The sequence below is a fragment of the Psychroserpens jangbogonensis genome (assembly GCF_000797465.1).
Lineage (GTDB): Bacteria > Bacteroidota > Bacteroidia > Flavobacteriales > Flavobacteriaceae > Psychroserpens > Psychroserpens jangbogonensis.
Genome location: NZ_JSWG01000009.1, coordinates 421,526 through 442,808, shown reverse-complemented (window position 1 = coordinate 442,808; position 21,283 = coordinate 421,526). Strand labels below are relative to the sequence as shown.

17 protein-coding genes are annotated in these 21,283 nt (G+C 32.5%); 3 read left to right on the top strand and 14 right to left on the bottom strand.

Going from position 1 to position 21,283, the window contains the following annotated elements; genetic code table 11:
- The 7 genes from RH81_RS09010 to uvrC all read right to left on the bottom strand — a co-directional run bounded on the left by RH81_RS09010 (nt 1) and on the right by uvrC (nt 9,026).
- Nucleotides 1-933 carry a tryptophan 2,3-dioxygenase family protein gene (locus RH81_RS09010; protein WP_033959825.1) on the bottom strand — a complete coding sequence of 311 codons (933 nt, stop codon included), beginning with the start codon at nt 931-933 and terminating at the stop codon, nt 1-3.
- A gap of 6 nt (nt 934-939) precedes the next feature.
- Nucleotides 940-1,719 carry a DUF3108 domain-containing protein gene (locus RH81_RS09005; RefSeq protein WP_033960293.1) on the bottom strand — a complete coding sequence of 260 codons (780 nt, stop codon included), beginning with the start codon at nt 1,717-1,719 and terminating at the stop codon, nt 940-942.
- A gap of 196 nt (nt 1,720-1,915) precedes the next feature.
- On the bottom strand, nt 1,916-3,076 hold the full coding sequence (hppD, locus tag RH81_RS09000; protein WP_033959824.1) for a 4-hydroxyphenylpyruvate dioxygenase: 1,161 nt from the start codon (nt 3,074-3,076) through the stop codon (nt 1,916-1,918).
- A 76-nt stretch (nt 3,077-3,152) separates the two neighbouring features.
- Nucleotides 3,153-3,638 (bottom strand): CCC motif membrane protein, encoded by a 486-nt coding sequence (locus RH81_RS08995; protein WP_052172487.1) that lies wholly within the window; start codon nt 3,636-3,638, stop codon nt 3,153-3,155.
- Between the two features lie 9 nt (nt 3,639-3,647).
- Nucleotides 3,648-4,805: a homogentisate 1,2-dioxygenase gene (locus tag RH81_RS08990; RefSeq protein WP_033959823.1), complete on the bottom strand. Its 1,158-nt coding sequence runs from the start codon at nt 4,803-4,805 to the stop codon at nt 3,648-3,650.
- A gap of 187 nt (nt 4,806-4,992) precedes the next feature.
- Nucleotides 4,993-7,236, bottom strand: a complete 2,244-nt coding sequence (locus RH81_RS08985) for a patatin-like phospholipase family protein (RefSeq protein WP_033959822.1) — start codon at nt 7,234-7,236, stop codon at nt 4,993-4,995.
- Nucleotides 7,233-9,026, bottom strand: coding sequence for an excinuclease ABC subunit UvrC (gene uvrC / locus RH81_RS08980; RefSeq protein WP_033959821.1), 1,794 nt, complete (start codon nt 9,024-9,026; stop codon nt 7,233-7,235). The genes RH81_RS08985 and uvrC overlap by 4 nt, the downstream gene beginning before the upstream one ends.
- A 120-nt stretch (nt 9,027-9,146) precedes the next feature.
- On the opposite strand from uvrC, the gene rimK reads away from it, so the two are divergent.
- From rimK to RH81_RS08965, 3 genes are read left to right on the top strand one after another with little or no spacing between them, the layout of a single operon-like run.
- Nucleotides 9,147-10,025: a 30S ribosomal protein S6--L-glutamate ligase gene (rimK, locus tag RH81_RS08975; RefSeq protein WP_033959820.1), complete on the top strand. Its 879-nt coding sequence runs from the start codon at nt 9,147-9,149 to the stop codon at nt 10,023-10,025.
- A complete protein-coding gene (locus RH81_RS08970; protein WP_033959818.1) occupies nt 10,022-10,993 on the top strand; it encodes a succinylglutamate desuccinylase/aspartoacylase family protein in 972 nt (323 codons plus the stop codon). The genes rimK and RH81_RS08970 overlap by 4 nt, the downstream gene beginning before the upstream one ends.
- Nucleotides 10,986-11,549, top strand: a complete 564-nt coding sequence (locus RH81_RS08965; protein ID WP_033959817.1) for a 5-formyltetrahydrofolate cyclo-ligase — start codon at nt 10,986-10,988, stop codon at nt 11,547-11,549. The genes RH81_RS08970 and RH81_RS08965 overlap by 8 nt, the downstream gene beginning before the upstream one ends.
- Here the strand turns inward: RH81_RS08965 and RH81_RS08960 are convergent.
- The 7 genes from RH81_RS08960 to RH81_RS08930 form a co-directional block, all read right to left on the bottom strand.
- Nucleotides 11,546-12,199 carry a lipoprotein signal peptidase gene (locus RH81_RS08960; protein WP_033959815.1) on the bottom strand — a complete coding sequence of 218 codons (654 nt, stop codon included), beginning with the start codon at nt 12,197-12,199 and terminating at the stop codon, nt 11,546-11,548. The genes RH81_RS08965 and RH81_RS08960 overlap by 4 nt on opposite strands.
- Nucleotides 12,200-12,311: 112 nt before the next feature.
- On the bottom strand, nt 12,312-12,692 hold the full coding sequence (locus tag RH81_RS08955; protein WP_033959814.1) for a TraR/DksA family transcriptional regulator: 381 nt from the start codon (nt 12,690-12,692) through the stop codon (nt 12,312-12,314).
- Between the two features lie 4 nt (nt 12,693-12,696).
- Complete coding sequence (gene ileS / locus RH81_RS08950; RefSeq protein ID WP_033959813.1) at nt 12,697-16,101, bottom strand: isoleucine--tRNA ligase; 3,405 nt, start codon at nt 16,099-16,101, stop codon at nt 12,697-12,699.
- Nucleotides 16,102-16,650: 549 nt separating this feature from the next.
- Complete coding sequence (locus RH81_RS08945) at nt 16,651-17,229, bottom strand: Crp/Fnr family transcriptional regulator (protein ID WP_033959812.1); 579 nt, start codon at nt 17,227-17,229, stop codon at nt 16,651-16,653.
- Nucleotides 17,230-17,343: 114 nt separating this feature from the next.
- Entirely contained in the window at nt 17,344-18,702 is a 1,359-nt protein-coding gene (gene radA, locus RH81_RS08940; protein ID WP_033959811.1) for a DNA repair protein RadA, read from the bottom strand.
- A 172-nt stretch (nt 18,703-18,874) separates the two neighbouring features.
- The gene (locus RH81_RS08935; protein WP_052172486.1) at nt 18,875-20,056 is read right to left on the bottom strand and encodes an alpha/beta hydrolase; all 1,182 of its coding nucleotides are present in this window, start codon (nt 20,054-20,056) and stop codon (nt 18,875-18,877) included.
- Between the two features lie 87 nt (nt 20,057-20,143).
- Nucleotides 20,144-21,283, bottom strand: coding sequence for an alpha/beta hydrolase (locus RH81_RS08930; RefSeq protein ID WP_241478974.1), 1,140 nt, complete (start codon nt 21,281-21,283; stop codon nt 20,144-20,146).

Sequence of the window (21,283 nt, the reverse complement as noted above, 5' to 3'; positions counted from 1 at the left end):
CTATAAATTTTCTCCCCAATTTTTCAGTTCGTCTTCACTCCAAAGTTCTGGGAAGAATATACGTTTTTGATATTTAGGATGCATGTATTTTTTCCAATCGCTTCCTCCTGTTGCCTCACCATCACCAGTACCACTTTCGATATAATGTTTTGCTGCATTATAATGAGCAATAACCCAAGTGATATTTACAGTATAATCATAATGACGCATGGCCTTGATTAACTTGTCATCTTTTTGGTCAGCTTCAGGCAATTCCTTGAAACGTGTCCATAAATTTTTAGTGTTATACGTTTGCATGAAACGAATAAAATCACCTTTGTAACGCTTTTCAAAATTAGTTAAAAGCGCTGATTTTTTACCAGTTTTATAATCCTTTCCGGCTGCTTGCCAATATAAATGCTCAAAGGCATGTTCAAAAGGTGTGTCTCTGTCTATGGTTTTTCTGAATCTAAAGTCGATAAGGTTTATTAGCTCTGTAGAAGCAAATTCTATCATTCTATATTGTGCACTTTGAAAGCCACTAGCAGGTGTTAACGTGTATCGGAATTTCATATACTGCTCAACGTCCATTCCGTTTTGCATAATCGTAAACGAAGTAGTTAACATATCGAAATAACGACTAATACGCATGAGTTTATTTTCAAAATAAACCGCATCTAAATCATCTTTTTCTGCGACCTGCTGGATTTCCCAAAGAATCATCTTAAAAAGAAGCTCGTTAATTTGATGGTAAGCAATAAACACCATCTCATCTGGAAGTGTTGTGCGCTGTATTTGCAGGTTTAATAAAGCATCTGTTTGGATATAGTCCCAATAAGTAATTGGCTTACTGTAAAGCAAACCATATAAATGGTCATCTGTATCTTGGTCTATTTTTGCGTACTTTTCTTCTAGTTGTTTGACGACATCGTCAAATTTGTGTAAATCGTCCATGTTAGTTTAGTCAAATTGAATTTGAAATGAATGTTTTAAACCTTTAAAAGCTTCCAAGTTAGCTTGTAATGATCCTACTGCTAAATTTGCTTTAATTTTTAAAGGAATTTTATTATCGTCAGCACTTACCCAAAGGGTTAAACTTTCTTGTTCTTTAAAAACTCGACCTGCCATAACATAAGGTCTGAACTTTAATGTTTTCACTTTACCAAATTCAGTTTCTATAGTTTCTCTTCCTAAAAACTTCAATTTAAAAATGTAGTTTTCCTCATCAAAAAACATATTAAGACTAACAATTTCTCCTTCCTTTATACTTTCCGTATCATAATTATTACGAAGGTAATAAAAGGCCGAAACCATGTCTTGAACATCTTTTTCTGTAGCTACAATTTTTTTAGTATTGTGTTTTTTATTTTCAATTAATGCTTGCTGTTTTTCATGATCGAAATCTATCTCAATGTCTTTGGTATGACCACCTTCATTAATTTTTCTAACGAATTTATAGGGCATTCCAGTTTCTTTATCAATAAAACTTTCATATCTGTCTTTTACTTTAAAAAACCATTTGATAGCTCCAGTTGTCCAACCTTTTCCAACAACATGATATACAGGTTTCCCATCGATGGTAGATTCTTTAACTTCTAGAGTTGCATTCCCCGCTTTTAAGAAATTACTGTAACTCATTTCAAACTTAAACCATTCGCCTTCTTGAAATGCAGATTTCTCTTGAGCAAATGATATTTGCATCCCAATTAATAGACCTATTATAAGTAGTATATTTTTCATTTTAGACATAATTGTAAAGTAACTTTTATAGCTACGTTTAGTTGTTTAGTAGGGAGAATTACAATTACTGTTCCAAAAATATAAAAAAACTTGAGACCAATAGTCAATATAGCTGTTATAGTTATGTTAGAGTTTATAAAAAAATAACCTACAAGCTTAAAAGCTTGTAGGTCTATATCTTTCTATTAAGGATCCTTTATAAAGTTCCTCTTTTAGCCTGCTCACGCTCTATAGACTCAAATAGTGCTTTAAAGTTTCCAGCACCAAAGCCTTGCGCTCCCATTCGCTGAATGATTTCAAAAAATAAGGTTGGTCTGTCTTCTACAGGTTTAGTGAAAATTTGTAACAAATACCCTTCTTCATCTGCATCCACAAGTATTGATAATTTCTGAAGCTCTTTGATATCTTCGTTCATCATATCCATGTGAACTCCTAAACGTCTAGGAATATCATCGTAATATGCTTGAGGTGGTGGAGGTAAAAACTCAATACCTCTAGCTTTTAATTGAGCAACTGTTTTAATGATATCATCTGTTGCTACAGCTATGTGTTGAACTCCAGAATCTTCATAAAAATCTAAATACTCTTCAATTTGAGATTTTTTAGCAGCCTTTGCAGGTTCATTTATTGGAAACTTGATTCGTCCATTACCATTACTCATTACTTTACTCATGAGTGCTGAATATTCTGTATGAATTTGTTTATCATCAAAGGATAAGAAATTCACAAATCCCATCACATCTTCGTACCATTTTACCCAAGTATTCATTTGTCCCCAACCTACATTACCAACCATGTGATCTATATATTTTAGACCTACTGGCTCAGGATTATAGTCTGATTCCCATTTCACGAATCCAGGCATAAATGCACCTGTATAATTTTTACGTTCAACAAACATGTGAACTGTTTCTCCATAAGTGTAAATTCCTGCACGTACAACTTCTCCAAACTCATCCTTTTCAACCGTAGGTTCCATGTATGATTTTGCACCTCTTTTAGTCGTCTCTTCGTATGATTTTCTAGCATCATCAACCCAAAGGGCTACAACTTTAACACCATCACCATGTTTTACAATATGATCGTTTATGGGAGATTTACTATTAAGAGGTGTTGTTAATACTAATCGCACCTTATCTTGTTTTAAAACATAGCTCACAGAATCTTTAGAACCTGTTTCTAATCCTTTATAAGCATGTGACTGAAAACCAAATGCCGTTTTATAAAAATGAGCTGATTGTTTTGCATTACCTACATAGAACTCTACATAATCTGTTCCTAATAATGGTAAAAAATCTTGAGCTCCATCGAAAATTTTTTCCAAACCGTAATCGACACTTTTTACTTCTTTTGCCATAATATTATTCTTTTATTTCCTTCCTGCTTTTAAGAAACAGGAAACAACTCAAACTAGAAATCTATTTGAGTTTTTATTAATTATTTAAACTATCTAATTTTATCTCGTTACCTGTAATTTCTTCAACACCTATAGAATCAATACTAATTGTATCTTCACTAATTTCAAAATCTTCATCATAATCGTAATTTGAATCATTCTCCCATTCATCAAACGTCTCATTTCCATTTAAAAATTCCTCATAAAACCCTTGAGAAGACATTGTTCCGTAAAACACAACAACACCAATGAAAAACAAAACCACTAAAGCATTAAACACCACTGCTATGATATTTATAATTTTTGCTGTTCCTACATTAGCCCTACTACTTTGAGAGAACGCTTCAGGATGTAATGCATATTCTTTAATGCTTTTGTTTGCAATTACCAATCCAATAATTCCTAAGATTAATGGTATAATAGCAAAAATTCCGTAGCAACAACATCCAGCAAAACCAATTACAAGAGCTACTATTCCTAAAACTAATGCCGAAGGATCAGCAGGTAATTTATTTTCTATCATGATAAAATTTTATTCTAACCATGATTTATAATATTCTTCATCTGCAATTTTCATAGCTTCTTCAGTTACCATAAGCGGTTTAAAAGTATCAACCATAACTGCTAATTCTTCAGTTTCTTTTTTACCAATACTTCTCTCTGCTGCTCCTGGGTGTGGACCATGCGGAATTCCTGCAGGATGCAATGAAATATGTCCAGCTTCAACATCGTTACGACTCATAAAGTCACCATCTACATAATACAAGACCTCATCTGCATCAATATTACTATGATTATAAGGCGCAGGAATTGATTGTGGATGATAATCGTACAAACGTGGCACAAACGAACAAATTACAAATGCAGTAGTTTCGAATGTTTGATGAACTGGAGGTGGTAAATGTATACGCCCTGTTATAGGTTCAAAATCGTGAATTGACAAAGCGTAAGGATAATTAAATCCATCGTATCCTACAACATCGAAAGGATGCGAATCATAAACTATATCAAAAATTTCGTCTTTCTTTTTTACTTTTATGGTGAAATTCCCTATTTCGTTATTGGTTTCTAATTCATATGGTCTGCGAATATCGCGTTCGCAATAAGGTGAATGCTCTAACAATTGCCCAAACCAATTACGATACTGTTTTGGTGTGTATATTGGTGCGTGAGATTCTACTATAAACAATCTATTATCTTCGGTATCGAAATCTATTTTATAAATAATCCCACGAGGAATTATTAAATAGTCACCATATTTAAAATCTAAATTTCCATAAATGGTTCTTAGCTTACCCGTTCCTTTATGAACGAAAATCATTTCATCAGAATCTGTGTTTTTGTAAAAATATTCTGTTGTAGATTTTCGTGGTGCTGCTAAAGCGATATGACAATCTGAATTTGTTAATACAATTTTTCTACTCTCTAGATAATCGTCTTCTGGTGGCACTTGAAAACCTCTCAATCTAAACGACTGTATGTTATTTTCTTTGGCGATTTTTGGTGCAACACTGTATTGGCTTTTTATTTCTTTAACTCGTGTAGGGCGTTGTTCGTGATATGAATTTGTAGACATTCCGTCAAATCCAACCGTACCAAACAATTGCTCGTAATACAAGCTACCATCTTCTTTTCTGAATTGTGTATGTCGCTTATGAGGAATCTTTCCAAGCTTATGATAAAAAGGCATGTTATTTATTATTAAAAATTAGAATTTATAAGTTTAGAGTTCGTTTACTCTAACTTTTTCACTTGATATAAAGATACAATAATGCGTGCTTATTCTGGATTTCTCTTGATAAGAAATTGAAGGTGAGATAATAAATCTTTGAATAATAGATTTAACATACTTCAAATATCGTGAAAATCTTGATATTTTAAAACCAAAATCCAATATTAAAAAACCAAATGCTTTGACGTTGTTCTGGTGAATACGAAAACTTAGCTTGTATAGGTCCTAAGAAGGTTTCGACGCCATATCCAACTGCATAACCTCTGTAATCTGGAAGTGAGAACCACTCTCCAGATTCAAATATTGCAGTATCAACATTTGCCCAATTCCCTTCAAAAGTAAGGTGATGCTTTTTGAAAATCTCATAGTCTGCCGAGAATAGTGCCTTCACATAACTATTCCCTGTTAATGAAATAAAGTCATATCCATAAAAAGGAATGAAGTTATTTATTAAGTTATTTCCGTAGCCTCCCAACGCAAAATCAAGTGTATTTGTAGTGTTCTCTCCTATTTTAAAACCGCCTTCAGTTTTTATATTAAATGCCAGTTTATCTGACACACTAAAAGCGTAACCCATATCTGCTTTTACAATTGCAAAAGGCTCAAAACCAGTATTAAATTTGGAAGACACTAAATACCAATGCACGTCACCATTAAAAAAAACTCCTCTATTAGGGAAATACTTATTATCATAAGTATCTAACTTTATATTTCCAAAAACACTTCCATAATCTGTGTTCTCAAATAAAAACTCATCAGTTTGAGAGTTAAGTGTAATGGTTTCAGATTTAATTTTAAGTCTTTTATGCTCTGCTCCAACACTCAATGCAAAATCTTTCCTGAATAAGGTTTGTAGATAAAACTGATTCGTTTGATCTTTAATCTCAACATCTATTTTATTTAATGCAGAACCAACAATGTCATTAAAATCTACAATTAATAATTCTGGATTAATACTTTTATGAAATTGATTATATCTAGAGGTAATACCAATGCTCCAATAAAATCCTTTATCAATAAAATATTCAAAATTATACCTAACATTATCACCTAAAATTATATCTAAGGAAGCTACATCATTATCAAATAACAGCCTTTTCTTAGTGAAATTAACTAAAGCCGCACTTTTATAAAGGTCATCATAATGAAGACCTAATTTTAAAAATGTTGTAATCTCATTTTCAATCAAGGTAGCATAAAGATCATAGCCTTCTTTATCTTTTGATTTTTTAAATTGATATTTAAATGTATCAAAATTATTAGTGGCTATAAGATTATTAACACCTCTGTCAAAATCTTCATAACTTACTTTTGAATCGTCTTTAAATTTCAGTTTGCCAATAACATAAGATCTCGTATACCTTTTATTACCTTTTATTGAAATCCAATTTATTTTTATACTATCCATTGAAACCATATTACCAATTGGTCGTATCGCATTAGTCGTTTCATATTTAGGTAAAGCCTTTAACTTTTCGATCTGTTTTAAGGTCGCCTGTTTACCATTCTCAATAATCTTTTGGCTTTCACTAAATGACACGACAGAAAAATCTTTAATATCAGGATGAATATAGATATCTGTAATTTTAGATTTCCTCTTCATGTCGTTAACTGTTCTAAAATTATTTATCTGTAGTAAAACATCTGGTGCTGATTTTAATTCACTTCTATCACTTAGATCATCTTGTACATCAACACCAATAATAATATCCATGCCTTTCGCCTTAAGTTCTTCTATTGGATAATTATTGACCACTCCACCATCTACTAGTAATTGATCATCAATCAAAACTGGCTGAAACAAAGTGGGAAAAGCTCCACTAGCTGTAACTGCTTCTGCTAAGTTTCCAGATTCTAAAATAACTGCTTCTCCATTTTCAATATTAGTCGCTAAACAAAAAAACGGAATGGGCAATTGATCAAATTGTCTTATTTCACTAACATGTAAAGTGAGTTTGGATAATAAATTAAATACATTTTGACCTCTTGAAAGTGCAGAAGGTAACTTTATCTTAAACTTATCAAAAGGAAGATTAACTGCATATTTTTCAGAATTATCACGCTCGTGGAACGTTTTTACAGATCTTGGTAATTCGTCGCTAATCACCTTATCATAATCTAAACTTTTAAAAATAGAATCTAATTGTTTCCCTGAATACCCAGAAGCATATAAAGAACCAACAATAGCTCCCATACTTGTCCCAGCGATATAGTCTATTTTAATACCAAGACTGTCAATTATCTTTAATGTACCTATGTGTGCGAACCCTTTGGCACCACCACCACTTAACACCAAACCTACTTTTGGAGTATCGGTATTTATTGAGTCTTGCGCTTTAGAAGAAAAGGGCAAACATATAATTAATATAGCGACAAGGAGCTTCTTCATTTTGAGTTATAATAGTCTTTTATCTTTTTTGCTCTTGAGTTTCCAACCACGTTTTCTAAATCTTTTTCATCAGCTTCAGAAATTCGTTTAACAGACTTAAATTGTTTCATTAAAGCCACAACAGTTTGTTCACCAATTCCTGGAATGGTTTCTAATTCTGTTGTTAACGCGCTTTTACTTCTTCTATTTCTATGATGTTCGATTCCGAAACGATGCGCTTCATTACGCAATTGTTGGATTATTTTAAGCGTTTCACTTTTTTTGTCTAAATATAAAGGAATTGGGTCATCTGGGTAAAATAATTCTTCCAAACGTTTCGCAATTCCGATGATTGCAATTTTATTCCTAAGATTTAACACATCTAAACTTTTTAACGCGGAAGATAGCTGGCCTTTTCCTCCATCAATAATAATCAATTGTGGTAATGGTTGTTCTTCATCTATTAAGCGTTTATATCTGCGATACACAACTTCTTCCATCGATGCAAAATCATCTGGACCTTCAACAGTTTTAATATTAAAATGTCTGTAATCTTTTTTACTTGGTTTGCCATCTTTAAAAACAACACAAGCAGCTACAGGATGTGTCCCTTGAATATTCGAATTATCAAAACACTCTATTTGACGTGGCTCTTCAGGTAATCGCAAATCTGATTTCATTTGTGCCATAATTCGGTTGGCATGACGATCTGGATCGACAATTTTAACTTGTTTGAAACGTTCCATTCTGTAATACTTTGCATTACGAAGGGATAAATCTAAAATCCGTTTTTTATCACCAAGCTTTGGAATGGTTACTTTTAAATCTTCGCCTAAATCTATTTTAAATGGCACATAAATTTCAGTTGAGTTTAAAGTAAAACGCTGTCTTATTTCAGTAATGGCAAGTTCTAATAATTGTTTATCTGTTTCGTCGAGTTTCTTCTTAATTTCAAGTGTATGTGATCTAATAATATTTCCGTAGGATAGTTGTAAAAAATTAATATAACCATAGCCTTCATCACTCTTAATTGAAAACACATCAACATTACTAATCTTAGGGTTTACAATGGTAGATTTTGCTTGGTAATTTTCAAGAATTTCTATTTTTTCTTTAATTCGTTGCGCTTCTTCAAATTGCATCTCTTGAGCCAATTGCTTCATTTGCATTTTAAACTGTGCCAACGAATCTTTAAAATTTCCTTTTAAGATTTCTCTGATAGCTGTAATATATTGATTGTATTCATCTTCCTTTTGCAAATCTTCACAAGGTCCTTTACAGTTTCCTAAATGATATTCTAAACACACTTTGTATTTGCCAGATTCAATTTTTTCTTTAGATAAATTAAAGTTGCAATTTCTGAGGTGATAGAGTCCTTTGATTAAATCTAATAAGGTATGAACAGTCTTCATACTTGTATAAGGTCCGAAGTATTCGGAACCGTCTTTAAAAACACGTCGTGTTGGAAACACCCTTGGAAATCGTTCTTTCTTGATACAAATCCATGGATATGATTTGTCATCTTTTAAAAGCACATTGTATCGTGGCTGATATTTTTTTATAAGATTATTCTCTAATAAAAGTGCATCTTTTTCAGTCTCTACAACAATATGTTGGACACTTGCGATTTTTTTGACAAGCACTCGTGTTTTACCATTCTCATGTGTTTTGGTAAAATATGATTTGACTCTCTTCTTGATGTTTTTTGCTTTTCCTACATAGATTAACTTACCATCGACATCATAATATTGGTATACACCAGGTTCTTGTGGCAAGGTTTTTAATTGTAACTCTAAAGTAGGGTTTTGCATAATTCAAAGTTAAATGAAAAGCTTATAACGCAAAAAAAATCATAAGCTATTTTAGTATATTGCAACATCAAAAGTAATTATCTAAAAACACTCTTTACTTAAACCAATTAAGTATATCCAATGAACATAGTCATTTTATCTAGAAATCCACATTTGTATTCTACTCAACGACTAGTCAAAGAAGGAGAAGCGAGAGGTCATGAAATGGAAGTCATTGATCCTTTGAAATGTGATATTATCATTGAAAAGGAAAAACCAACCATTTATTATAAAGACAGATACTTAGATTATGTAGATGCTATTATTCCCAGAATAGGTTCTTCTGTTACCTTTTATGGTTGCGCTCTGGTAAGACAGTTCGAAGAAATGGGCGTATTTACTATTGTAACTTCAGATGCTATACAACGCTCGAGAGATAAATTGCGCAGTTTACAACGCCTAAGTAAAGCAGGAATTGGAATGCCTAAAACCGTATTTACAAACTACTCTCGTGATGTTGAAGAAGTTATCGAACATGTTGGCGGAACACCAGTAATCATAAAGCTTTTAGAAGGCACTCAAGGTTTAGGAGTAGTTTTAGCGGAATCAAAAAATGCTGCTGAATCTGTACTCGAAGCTTTTAACGGACTGCAAGCACGTGTGATTGTGCAAGAGTTTATTAAAGAAGCAAAAGGCGCAGACATTAGAGCTTTAGTTGTAGATGGTCAAGTTGTTGGAGCTATGAAGCGACAAGGCAAAGAAGGAGACTTTAGATCAAATTTACATCGTGGTGGAAGTGCTAATATTATTAAACTAAATACAGACGAATTAAAACTAGCAATGAATGCATCGAGAGTATTAAAACTCCCTGTTTGTGGTGTTGACATGTTACAATCATCTAGAGGACCTTTACTATTAGAAGTAAACTCAACTCCAGGTCTAGAAGGTATTGAAGGAGCCACAGGTAGAAATATAGCAAGAGCAATTATCACTTTTATAGAAAGCAGTAAAAATAAATGAGCGATAAAGACATATTAGAAATATTAGGTGAAAAAGTAGCTTTAGGTGAAAGCGCAACAGTTACTTTTGAAGTCGCTAAACTACATACTCGAAACACACTAGATGTTCCTATTATTATTGAGCGCTCTAAAAAACCAGGACCAACAGTCTTAATGACAGCTGGTATTCATGGTGATGAAATTAATGGTGTAGAAATCGTTCGACAAATAATTGCTAAAGGGATTAATAAACCAAAAAAAGGAACAATTATTTGTGTGCCAGTAATCAATGTTTTTGGTTTCTTAAACATGGATCGCTTGTTTCCTGATGGTCGTGATCTTAATCGTGTTTTTCCAGGTGGTGCAAAGGGTTCATTAGCGAGTAGAGTAGCGCATTTTGTGATGAAAGAGATTGTACCACATGCCGATTTTATTATTGACTTTCATACAGGTGGTGCAGATCGATTTAATGCAGCACAGATTCGTATTACTAAAGATAATCCAGTACTATCTGAGTTGGCTCACGTTTTTGGTGCTCCTTTCATTTATTATTCTAAAAACCGAAACAAGTCTTTTAGAAACTCCTGCTATAAGTTAGGCGTGCCTATGCTTTTATTTGAAGGTGGCAAATCTTTTAATATTCATAGTAACATTACCAATACTGGAGTAAATGGCGCCAAACGTATTTTAAATCATTTGGACATGCTTAACTCTAAATTTAAAGCATCAAAACCCAAAACTAAGGCTACCATCATTTCGGATAGTAAATGGTTAAGGGCTAAATATTCGGGCATGTTTAAGGCAACAGTAGCGATAAATACATATGTGGAAAAAAATGAAGTTCTAGGAAACATTACTGATCCTTATGGAAGTTTCAATCATTTCGTAAAAGCACCAAATGCTGGTTATATTTTTAATGTAAACGAATCTCCAATCATCTATCAAGGTGATGCTGTTTTTCATATTACAACTGCTGTAAAAAATGATTAAAGCTGAATTAAGAGCGACATACAAACTATTACGGAAGAATCTTTCCGAAGGTCAAATTGAAGATCAGAGTTTGCAAATTGCCAATCAATTACTCGCATTACCAATCTGGAATTACGAGTTTTATCATACATTTTTATCTATAACAGAACACAAAGAGGTCAACACAGATTATATCTTAAGTATCCTTTCAGGAAAAGATAAACATATCGTTATTTCAAAAAGTGATTTTACAACAATAGAAATGGTGCACTACTTATTAACTGATAGCACTAAAATCAAAAAAAACAAATGGAATATCCCTGAACCTGTTAGTGGTATTCCAATTGATACTAAACAACTTGATGTTGTTTTTATTCCTCTTTTGGCATTTGATCAAAAAGGAAATCGTGTTGGTTATGGAAAAGGATTCTACGACAAATTTTTAGCAAATTGCAAACCTGAAACTATTAAAATTGGGCTTTCTTTTTTTAAAAGCGAGGAACAAATTATTGCTGTTTATGAAGGAGATATACTATTGGATTATTGTGTGACTCCTGAAAAGGTTTACACGTTTTAAGCTAAAGAATTTTCAGTAACTTCTTCCTTTTCTTCATTATTAAAAGCACGTTTATTAAAGAAAATTAAAATCCCAATTCCTGTGCTAATTGCCATATCTGCAATATTGAAAACAGGCTCAAAAAACGTAAAGTATTGCCCTCCATAAAACGGAATCCAATCAGGTAATACACCACTCCACATTGGGAAATGTAACATATCTACAACTTTACCATGAAAAATAGCATCGTAACCTCCTTCAGCAGGTAAAAAAGAAGCCACTTGTCCAGAACTTGAATCAAAAAAGACTCCGTAAAAAACTGAATCAATAATATTACCTAAAGCTCCAGCTAAAATAAGAGACACTGCAAAAATTAATGTTTTGGGACTTTTAACTTTGATAGATTTATTTAACCAATACCCAATCCCAAAAACTGCTAATATTCTAAAAATAGTCAAACAAACTTTTGCTGTCCTATCTGAAATAAACGAGACAAAATCACTAATTTTTGTTCCCCAAGCCATGCCTTCATTTTCTACAAATAAAATCTGAAACCAAGAGAATACTTCTACTCTTTCAGTTAACGCAAAATTTGTTTTAATGTAGATTTTAGATATTTGATCTACCAATAAAATAATGACAATAAGAAGTGTTGCTTTTTTTAAAGACATGATTGAATATTACAGATTGTAAAAATAAACCTTTTATTTAGTTAGCAATCTCTTGCAAAAAGAAAAACGCCTTATTTACATAAGACGTTTTTTATAGGAAACTAATTTTGTGTTATTGCATGTTTTTTGCTTCAATACTTAAAGTAGCATGAGGCACTAACTTAAGACGTTCTATATTGATGAGTTTTCCAGTAACTCTACAAACGCCATAAGATTTGTTTTCAATTCTAATAATAGCATTTTTTAAATCTCTAATGAATTTTTCTTGACGTATTGCCAATTGAGAGTTTGCTTCTTTACTCATTGTTGCACTTCCTTCTTCAAATGCCTTAAACGTTGGCGATGTATCATCTGTACCATTATTATGGTCGTTCATGTACGCACTTTTAATGAGTTCTAAATCGTGTTCTGCTTTTTCGATTTTTTCTAAAAGCAATGTTTTAAATTCTGCTAGATCTTTATCTGAATATCTTACTGTACTATCTGTTCCCATGATTTTAAATTTTTTGTATAAACAATTTGGTATTTACATCATCAAAAGCAATTTCTATACCATCTTTTAGGTTGTCTAAAATTTCTAATTCGTCTGTTAGAGTTTCTGTTTTTATATACTCTAAGTTCTTGTTTATTGCGTTAATAATATGTTCGTCTTTTTGAAACTGTACTGCAATTCTATCTGTCAATTCAAAACCAGAATCTTTACGTAGATTTTGGATTCTATTTACTAATTCTCTTGCAATACCTTCTTTTTGTAACTCTTCAGTAATGGTAACATCTAAAGCTACTGTTAACGCACCTGAACTTGCCACAAGCCATCCTTCAATATCTTTTGATGTTATCTCGACATCTGATTGTTCTAAAGTAATGTTTTTTCCATTAATTTCAACGTCGAGACTACCATTTTGCTCGATTTTTTTGATGTCTTCTGCTGAAAAACTGTTAACTGCCTGAGCTACAGCTTTCATATCTGCACCAAAACGTGGTCCTAAAACTTTGAAATTTGGTTTAATTTGTTTTACTAATATTCCTGAAGCGTCTTCTAAAACCTCAACAGATTTCACATTCACTTCAGATTTTATCAATTCGGCAACTGCTAAAATCTCATCTTTTTGATCTTTCGAGTCAATAGGAATCATGATTTTTTGAAGTGGCTGACGTACTTTAATCTTTTCTTTAGCTCTTAACGATAATACTAATGAAGAAATTGTTTGTGCGCTTTCCATTTTACGTTCTAACGCCTTATCAACAAAAGATGCATCAAACTTTGGGAATTCAGATAAGTGCACACTTTCAAACGTTTCCTTATTCGTCACTGAATTTAAATCCATATATAAACGATCCATAAAGAAAGGAGCTATTGGAGCACCTAACTTGGCAATGGTTGTCATACATGTATACAAAGTTTGATAAGCCGAAATTTTATCAGATTGATAATCGCCTTTCCAGAAACGCCTTCTACTTAAACGTACATACCAATTACTAACGTAATCTTGTGTAAAGTCTGAAATTGCTCTAGCCGCTTTTGTTGGCTCGTACTCTTCATAGAAATTGTCTACCTTTTGAATTAAGGTATGCAATTCAGATAAAATCCAACGGTCAATTTCTGGTCGTTCAGCCAATGGAATATCAGCTTCGCTATATGTGAATTTATCTAAATTGGTGTATAATGTAAAAAACGAATAGGTGTTATATAGTGTTCCGAAAAACTTTCGTCTCACCTCTTCAATTCCTTCTAGATCAAATTTTAAATTATCCCAAGGATTAGCATTCATAATCATATACCAACGTGTGGCATCTGCTCCATAATTCCCTAAGGTTTCAAAAGGATCTGTTGCGTTACCTAAACGTTTCGACATTTTTTGTCCGTTCTTATCTAATACTAAACCATTAGACACTACGTTTTTGTAAGCTACAGAATCGAATACCATTGTTCCAATCGCATGAAGCGTATAAAACCATCCACGAGTTTGGTCAACACCTTCAGCAATAAAATCGGCTGGAAATGATTTCCCTTCATCAATGAGTTCCTTATTCTCAAAAGGATAATGCCATTGTGCATAAGGCATAGAGCCAGAATCGAACCAAACATCAATCAAGTCGCTTTCACGTTGCATTGGTTGTCCGTTTGGCGATACTAACACAATCTCATCAACAATATTTTTGTGTAAATCTATTTTAGCATAGTTCTCATCGGAATTGTTTCCAACTTCAAAATCGTCGAAGATATCTTTTGAAAGTACTCCAGCCTGAACAGCTTTTGCCATTTCATTTTTAAGTTCTCCAACAGAACCAACACAGATTTCTTCAGTTCCATCTTCAGTTCTCCAAATTGGTAATGGAATTCCCCAATATCGAGATCGCGATAAATTCCAATCGTTTGCATTTGCTAACCAATTACCAAAACGACCTTCTCCGGTTGATTTTGGTTTCCAATTAATAGTTTTATTTAGCTCATGCATTCTATCTTTCACATCAGTTACTTTGATGAACCAAGAATCTAATGGATAATATAAAATTGGCTTATCAGTTCTCCAACAGTTTGGATAACTGTGCTTATACTTTTCAACCTTAAAGGCTTTATTCTCTTCTTTTAATTTAATAGCGAGCTCAACATCAATTGAACGTTCTGGAGCTTCACCATCATTGTAATATTCGTTCTTTACATACTTACCAGCAAATTCACCAAGTTCTGGTCTAAAACGACCTTGTAAATCGACTAAAGGCACTAAATTACCATTGTCATCCTTTACTAACAGCGGAGGAATTTCTGGAGTAGCTTGTTTTGCTACTAATGCATCATCTGCTCCAAAAGTAGGTGCCGTATGTACTATTCCTGTACCATCTTCAGTTGTTACGAAATCTCCTGAGATAACTCTAAAAGCATCTTGCGGATTGTCATTTGGTAAGGCGTATGGCAATAACTGCTCGTAAGTAATTCCGACTAAGTCCTTTCCTTTAAACTCTTTTACAACAAAATATGGAATCTTTTTATCTCCTGAATTGTATGCTAACAATTCCGATTTGTCTTCAACTAAATTGAATTTTCCAGAGAATTGATAGTTCACTAATTTCTTAGCTAAAATTACATTCATTGGTTTGAATGTATATTGATTATAGGTTTCAACCAATACATAATCTATTTTTGAACCAACAGTTAACGCTGTATTACTTGGTAATGTCCAAGGTGTTGTTGTCCAAGCTAAAAAGAAAATATCTCCTTCATTTTGTAAAAAGTCAGGTAATGAAGCTTCGTTAGCCTTAAACTGAGCAACAACAGTTGTGTCAGTCACATCTTGATAGGTTCCTGGTTGATTAAGTTCGTGAGAACTTAGACCTGTTCCTGCTTTTGGTGAATATGGCTGAATTGTATAGCCTTTATATAGTAAGCTTTTATCGTAAATTTGTTTTAGCAACCACCAAACACTTTCCATGTATTTTGGATCGTAAGTAACATATGGATCATCCATGTTTACCCAATATCCCATTTTTTGAGTGAGATCGTTCCAAACATCTGTGTAGCGCATGACTGCTTTTCTACAAGCTGCATTGTAATCTTCGACAGAAATCGTTTTCCCAATATCTTCCTTAGTAATTCCTAATTCTTTTTCAACACCAAGTTCAATAGGTAAACCATGTGTATCCCAACCTGCTTTCCGCTTTACTTGGAAACCTTTCATGGTTTTATAACGTGGAAAAATATCTTTAATAGTACGAGCTAAAACATGGTGTACACCAGGTAATCCGTTTGCAGATGGCGGTCCTTCAAAAAAGACAAAAGGTTCGTTACCTTCTCTAGTAGAAATACTTTTTTCAAAGATGTTATTTTCTTCCCAATAGTTAAGAATTTCTTCTGCTACTTTTGGTAAGTCAAGTCCTTTATACTCAGGAAATTTAGCGCTCATGTTATCAGTGTTCTAATCGAGTCGCGAAATTAAGGAATTTTGAGAAAATTATAAGGGTGTTATAGGCAAAAAAGAGAATGTATTTATCGGATTAAAGTTAGTTTGTTCTGATAAATCCTTTTGTAATTAATTAAACGACAAAAATCACGATTACAAATACGATTGATAATGCTATTAACGAAACGATCCTTTTTATGTTTTTCATGGGAGAGATACTAGTTCGTCCATAATGATTAAGACACTAAAAACTAACATTATTATTACGATTAATAATGCTATAAAGGATAGGAATCTTTTTGTGTTCTTCATTAGAGAAATAATAGTGCCTTCTAAAAATTAGACACTAAAAACTCAATTAAGTCACAATGCAAGCATGAAAATTTATGGATAAAAGAATTTACAACAATTAACTTTAGACATTATTAAGCAAAAAAAAGCAAACATTAAAATGTTTGCTTTTAACCATCTGCTATTTAAATATTGGGATTAAAGGTTTGTTAGTTGGATAACAAACGTAAGAACTTCTACTTCAAAACCCAATAACATATGTTAATTCTGCTTAATATCTTTTCTAATTCTACTTAATTGAACTGCCGATATATTTAAATACGAAGCGATCTGATATTGAGCAATTTGGTCGTCTATACCTGGAATTTTAATTTTTAATAATTGGTATCGCTCAGTTGCATTTAAGGAAACGGACTCGAATTGCTTCCTTTCATAAATTAAAAACAGATATTCTAAAACTCTATTATAAAGGTTACTTATTTCAATAATGGTTTCTGTCAAATTAAAAAAATCTTTAAAATCTATCTCATAAACTTCACAATCTGTTAACGCTTCATAAGTTAAAAGGGAAGGTTTTTTAGTTATAATTGAACTAAAGGGACCGACAAAACTAATTGGTGAATAAATATTTTTAGTATATTCTTTTCCTGCTTCAGAATTACGAACAGAACGCATTAACCCAGAAGACAAAAAATAAACTTTGTTACTCATTCCTCCTTGTTTAATTGTATTTTCTCCTGCTTTTAAAGTTTTTCTGGTCGAAAGGTTTTTAAGAATCAAAAATGTTTCTTTAGAAACATTAAATCTTGACTTTAGAAAATCAAAACTTGGATTTCCCATAATTTAGTTGGTTAAAGGGTTGGTAAAATTCAAGTTTGTTCTTTTAAAAGTTGCAAACAAATATTACCTATGAAGATGTCAATAAAAAGGATAATGTGTTGAAGTACACCTTAACTAAACCAATAAACCAACCAAATCTTCAATCTTAGAGATCAATTGAATCTTTATTACAGTATTTTTTAATGCGATTTTATTGTATTTAGATACAAATATGGTCGAAAACCCGAGTTTTTCAGCTTCCAAAATACGTTGTTCCACGCGTTGCACTGGGCGAATTTCGCCTGACAATCCAACTTCAGCAGCAAAGCAATAATCACTTGCTAAAGACTCATCTTCATTTGATGATAGAATAGCAGCTACTACAGCCAAATCAATAGCAGGATCGTCAACAGTAATTCCGCCTGTGATATTTAAAAATACATCCTTTGCTCCTAATCTGAATCCAGCTCGTTTTTCTAAAACAGCCAACAACATATTTAAACGTTTGGCATTAAATCCTGTAGCACTTCTTTGAGGTGTTCCATAAACTGCCGTACTTACTAAAGCTTGTACCTCAATCATTAATGGTCGCATGCCTTCTAAGGTTGCAGCAACTGCATTACCAGAAAGTTCCTCGTCTTTTTGAGAGATTAAAATTTCTGATGGGTTAGAAACTTCTCTCAATCCAGAACCTTGCATTTCATAAATTCCTAATTCGTTTGTAGATCCAAATCGGTTTTTATTAGCTCGAAGAATTCTAAACACATGATTACGATCTCCTTCAAATTGTAAAACCGTATCAACCATATGTTCCAAAATTTTTGGTCCAGCGATATGTCCATCTTTAGTAATGTGTCCAATTAAAATTACTGGTGTTGCTGTTTCTTTTGCAAATTTGATAAGTTCTGTTGTACACTCTTTAATTTGCGAAATGCTTCCACTAGAAGATTCGATATAGTCACTATGCAATGTTTGAATAGAATCTATAACCACAATATCTGGTTCTAATTCTTCAATTTGCTTGAAAATATTTTGGGTTTTGGTTTCCGTTAAAATATAACAATTGTTGGTATTAGGATTAATACGTTCGGCACGCATTTTAATCTGTTGCTGACTTTCTTCACCTGAAACATACAATGTTTTATATGGAAGTTTTAAAGATATTTGAAGTAGCAACGTACTCTTTCCAATTCCAGGCTCTCCTCCTAAAAGGGTCAAAGATCCAGGCACTAAACCTCCACCTAGCACACGATTAAATTCTTGATCAGAGGTATCTAGTCTTGCTTCTTTAGAGATATCAATCTCATTAATTTTTAATGGTTTTGAAACGCGTTTTGAACTTGTAGATGGTGTTTTCCAATCGCTTTTTTCTGGCTTTTGAATGACTTCTTCAGTGATCGTATTCCATTCTTTACAAGCTGTGCACTGCCCTTGCCATTTTGAATATTGGGAACCACAATTCTGACAGAAAAAGGTTGTTTTTAATTTAGCCATGAAAACAATTTAGACGGCTAAATTAAGATATTTTTAGTTGATATCTTTAAACCAAGTTATGATAGATATGATTTTTATTGCAGCTAGTTTTGAAGGCATATTTGTGAAAACAAAAGCCTTTACCTTTAGGTACAACCACTCAAACAAATAATCTGTTGAGTAAATGCTATATTTAGTTTTCTTCATCTTCGTCCTCATTTTCGTTATCATCAATAGCAAGTTGTTGGATGCTTTCGATTTTAGATTTAATATAATCTTTATCTATAATTGTCGTTTCACCAAGTAAAAGTGCAGATTCGTAATATTTGGTAGCTCTTTTATTTTTACCGATTTTTTCGGCATGTAGCGCCAAATAATAAGTTCCTAATAGTGAGTTTGGATCTTGTTTATTTGCTAGTTTACCTATGTTTTGTAATGATTCTAAATCATCTCGTTCTTCAGCTATAGTCGCAATTTCAGAGAACTCTTCTTCTGTTATTGGTTTAATAATTCCGAAGTATTCCTCAATCCGTTCATATCTGTTTACTATATAATCATCTAAGGTTCCGTCGTAAGTCAGTACTTTTTCATTGATTTCCTTTTCATCTAAAGGTTTGTAAATCTCAAAAATCTTATCTAAAGCCTTTGATAATGCTCCAGTAACAAGTGTATAATGACTATCTCCTTTAAGTTCATCATAATAAAACGTTAGTTTTTGAGTGTCTAAAGTTTTTAGGACACTACTAGTCTCCCGTATATTATTTCGTATACTAGGAACATCTTTATCACTAGTTGCTACATAATAAAATACATCATTTTTTAAATGGCCTAAACGTGTTGCTAAATTACTTGACATTGTTCCCTTATAATCTGGGCTAATATTTATATAAGCTTGAAAAACGGGCTCGTCGGTAAATAAATAAGAGTTTATAAAATTAGCCATCATGTTATGACCTATAGCCACTCTAAAAGGGCTCGTATTATAATTATCATCTACATATGGAAGGAGTTCATTTTGTACAAAGTCATAAAAACGCTTTCCCGATTCAAAAGGCATACCTGTAAGCTCATCAAAATAACCATCATAAAATCGTTCTTCACCTTGAACAATACCAACAACAATAGACTCAGGCATTTCTTTGAAATAAGTTTGAAAATGCACTTGACCTAATACTGGTTCAAATAAGTAATCACCATCAAAAACAATAATTACGGGATGCTTAATTGGAGATTCAGGATCGTAATTATCAGGTAATTTGATTTTTATATCTCTTGTAGTATTAAGAGATCGAGAAGGCAACTCTTTATAAATCGTCTGTGAAAAAAGTGAAGTACTAAATAGGACTACACATGAAATAAGTAGGTATTTTTTCATCGTTTAGTAGGGATTTGGGGTAGTAAATATAATAATCCCAACGACAAAACACGCATTTATTCGATGAACTGCATGATTTTTTTTAAATCAATCTTTAAGCTCATAAATTTTATCGAGTAACATCTCTTTAGTAATGTAATCTGACTCCTCGAGTAAAAGACCAGACTGGTAGCTGTTTAGAGCTCTTTTTAAATTCCCATCTTCTTCATAAAACATACCTTGATAGTAAGCACCAATCATAGAATCTGGATATTCTTGTCTCGCTAATTTTGAAAGTGCTTTTAACGACTCTATATCATTTTTTTTCTTTGAAGCGGATGCAATTGCTCTTAAATCGTTTTCAACAACCTTCTTTTCAAAACCATAAAACAACTCGATATCTTCATACTTTTTCATTAAATATTCAAAAGGACTCCCTTCATATTCTAATACTTTTTCTTTGTATTCCTTTTTAGTAATAGGCTTATAAAATGAAAATATTTGGTTTAGAGCTTTTGGAATTCCCAATCCAACTAAAGAATAATGATTTGCGTCCTCAAAATCATCAAATCTGTAATGGAAAAATTCATTATCTATTCCTTTTAAAGCAGAATCTAAAGCTAATATATCAGTCTTTAAACCTTTGACATCATCATCTGCTGTCGCTAAATAATAAAAAGTATTTGACTCTAATAAAGGTGCTCTCTGCGCCATCAAAGTAGGGATTTCTGGTGCTAACTCAGGACTAAGTAGTACATAAGCTCTAAATAATGGCTTGTCCTTAAATATGTAATAGTTTATAAAATTAGCACTCATATCATGACCAACAGCAATTCTGAAATCTGAAACCATATAATTATCTTCTATGTAAGGAATTAATTCCATCCCTAAAAATTCAAAGAAATCAGCACCTTCAGCTATTGGAAAATTGGTTTCATCTGCATAAAAGAAGTCATCGTCTCTTGTTTCTCTTTGATTTACACCAACAACAATACAATTAGGAATATCTTCCCAATACGATTGATAATCTGTGTTACCCACAACTGGCTCAAAAAGATAATCTCCATCTAGAACAATAACTAAAGGGTATAAGGTTTCTTCTTCAGCATCATAATTTCTAGGTAATTGAATTTTAATATCCCTTGACCCATCAATCTTTACCGACTCAAAAGGTTCATAAATCACTTGTGCTACTAGTGGAAATGTAAAAAGAAAAACAAATGTGAATAACGTAAAATGCTTCATCAT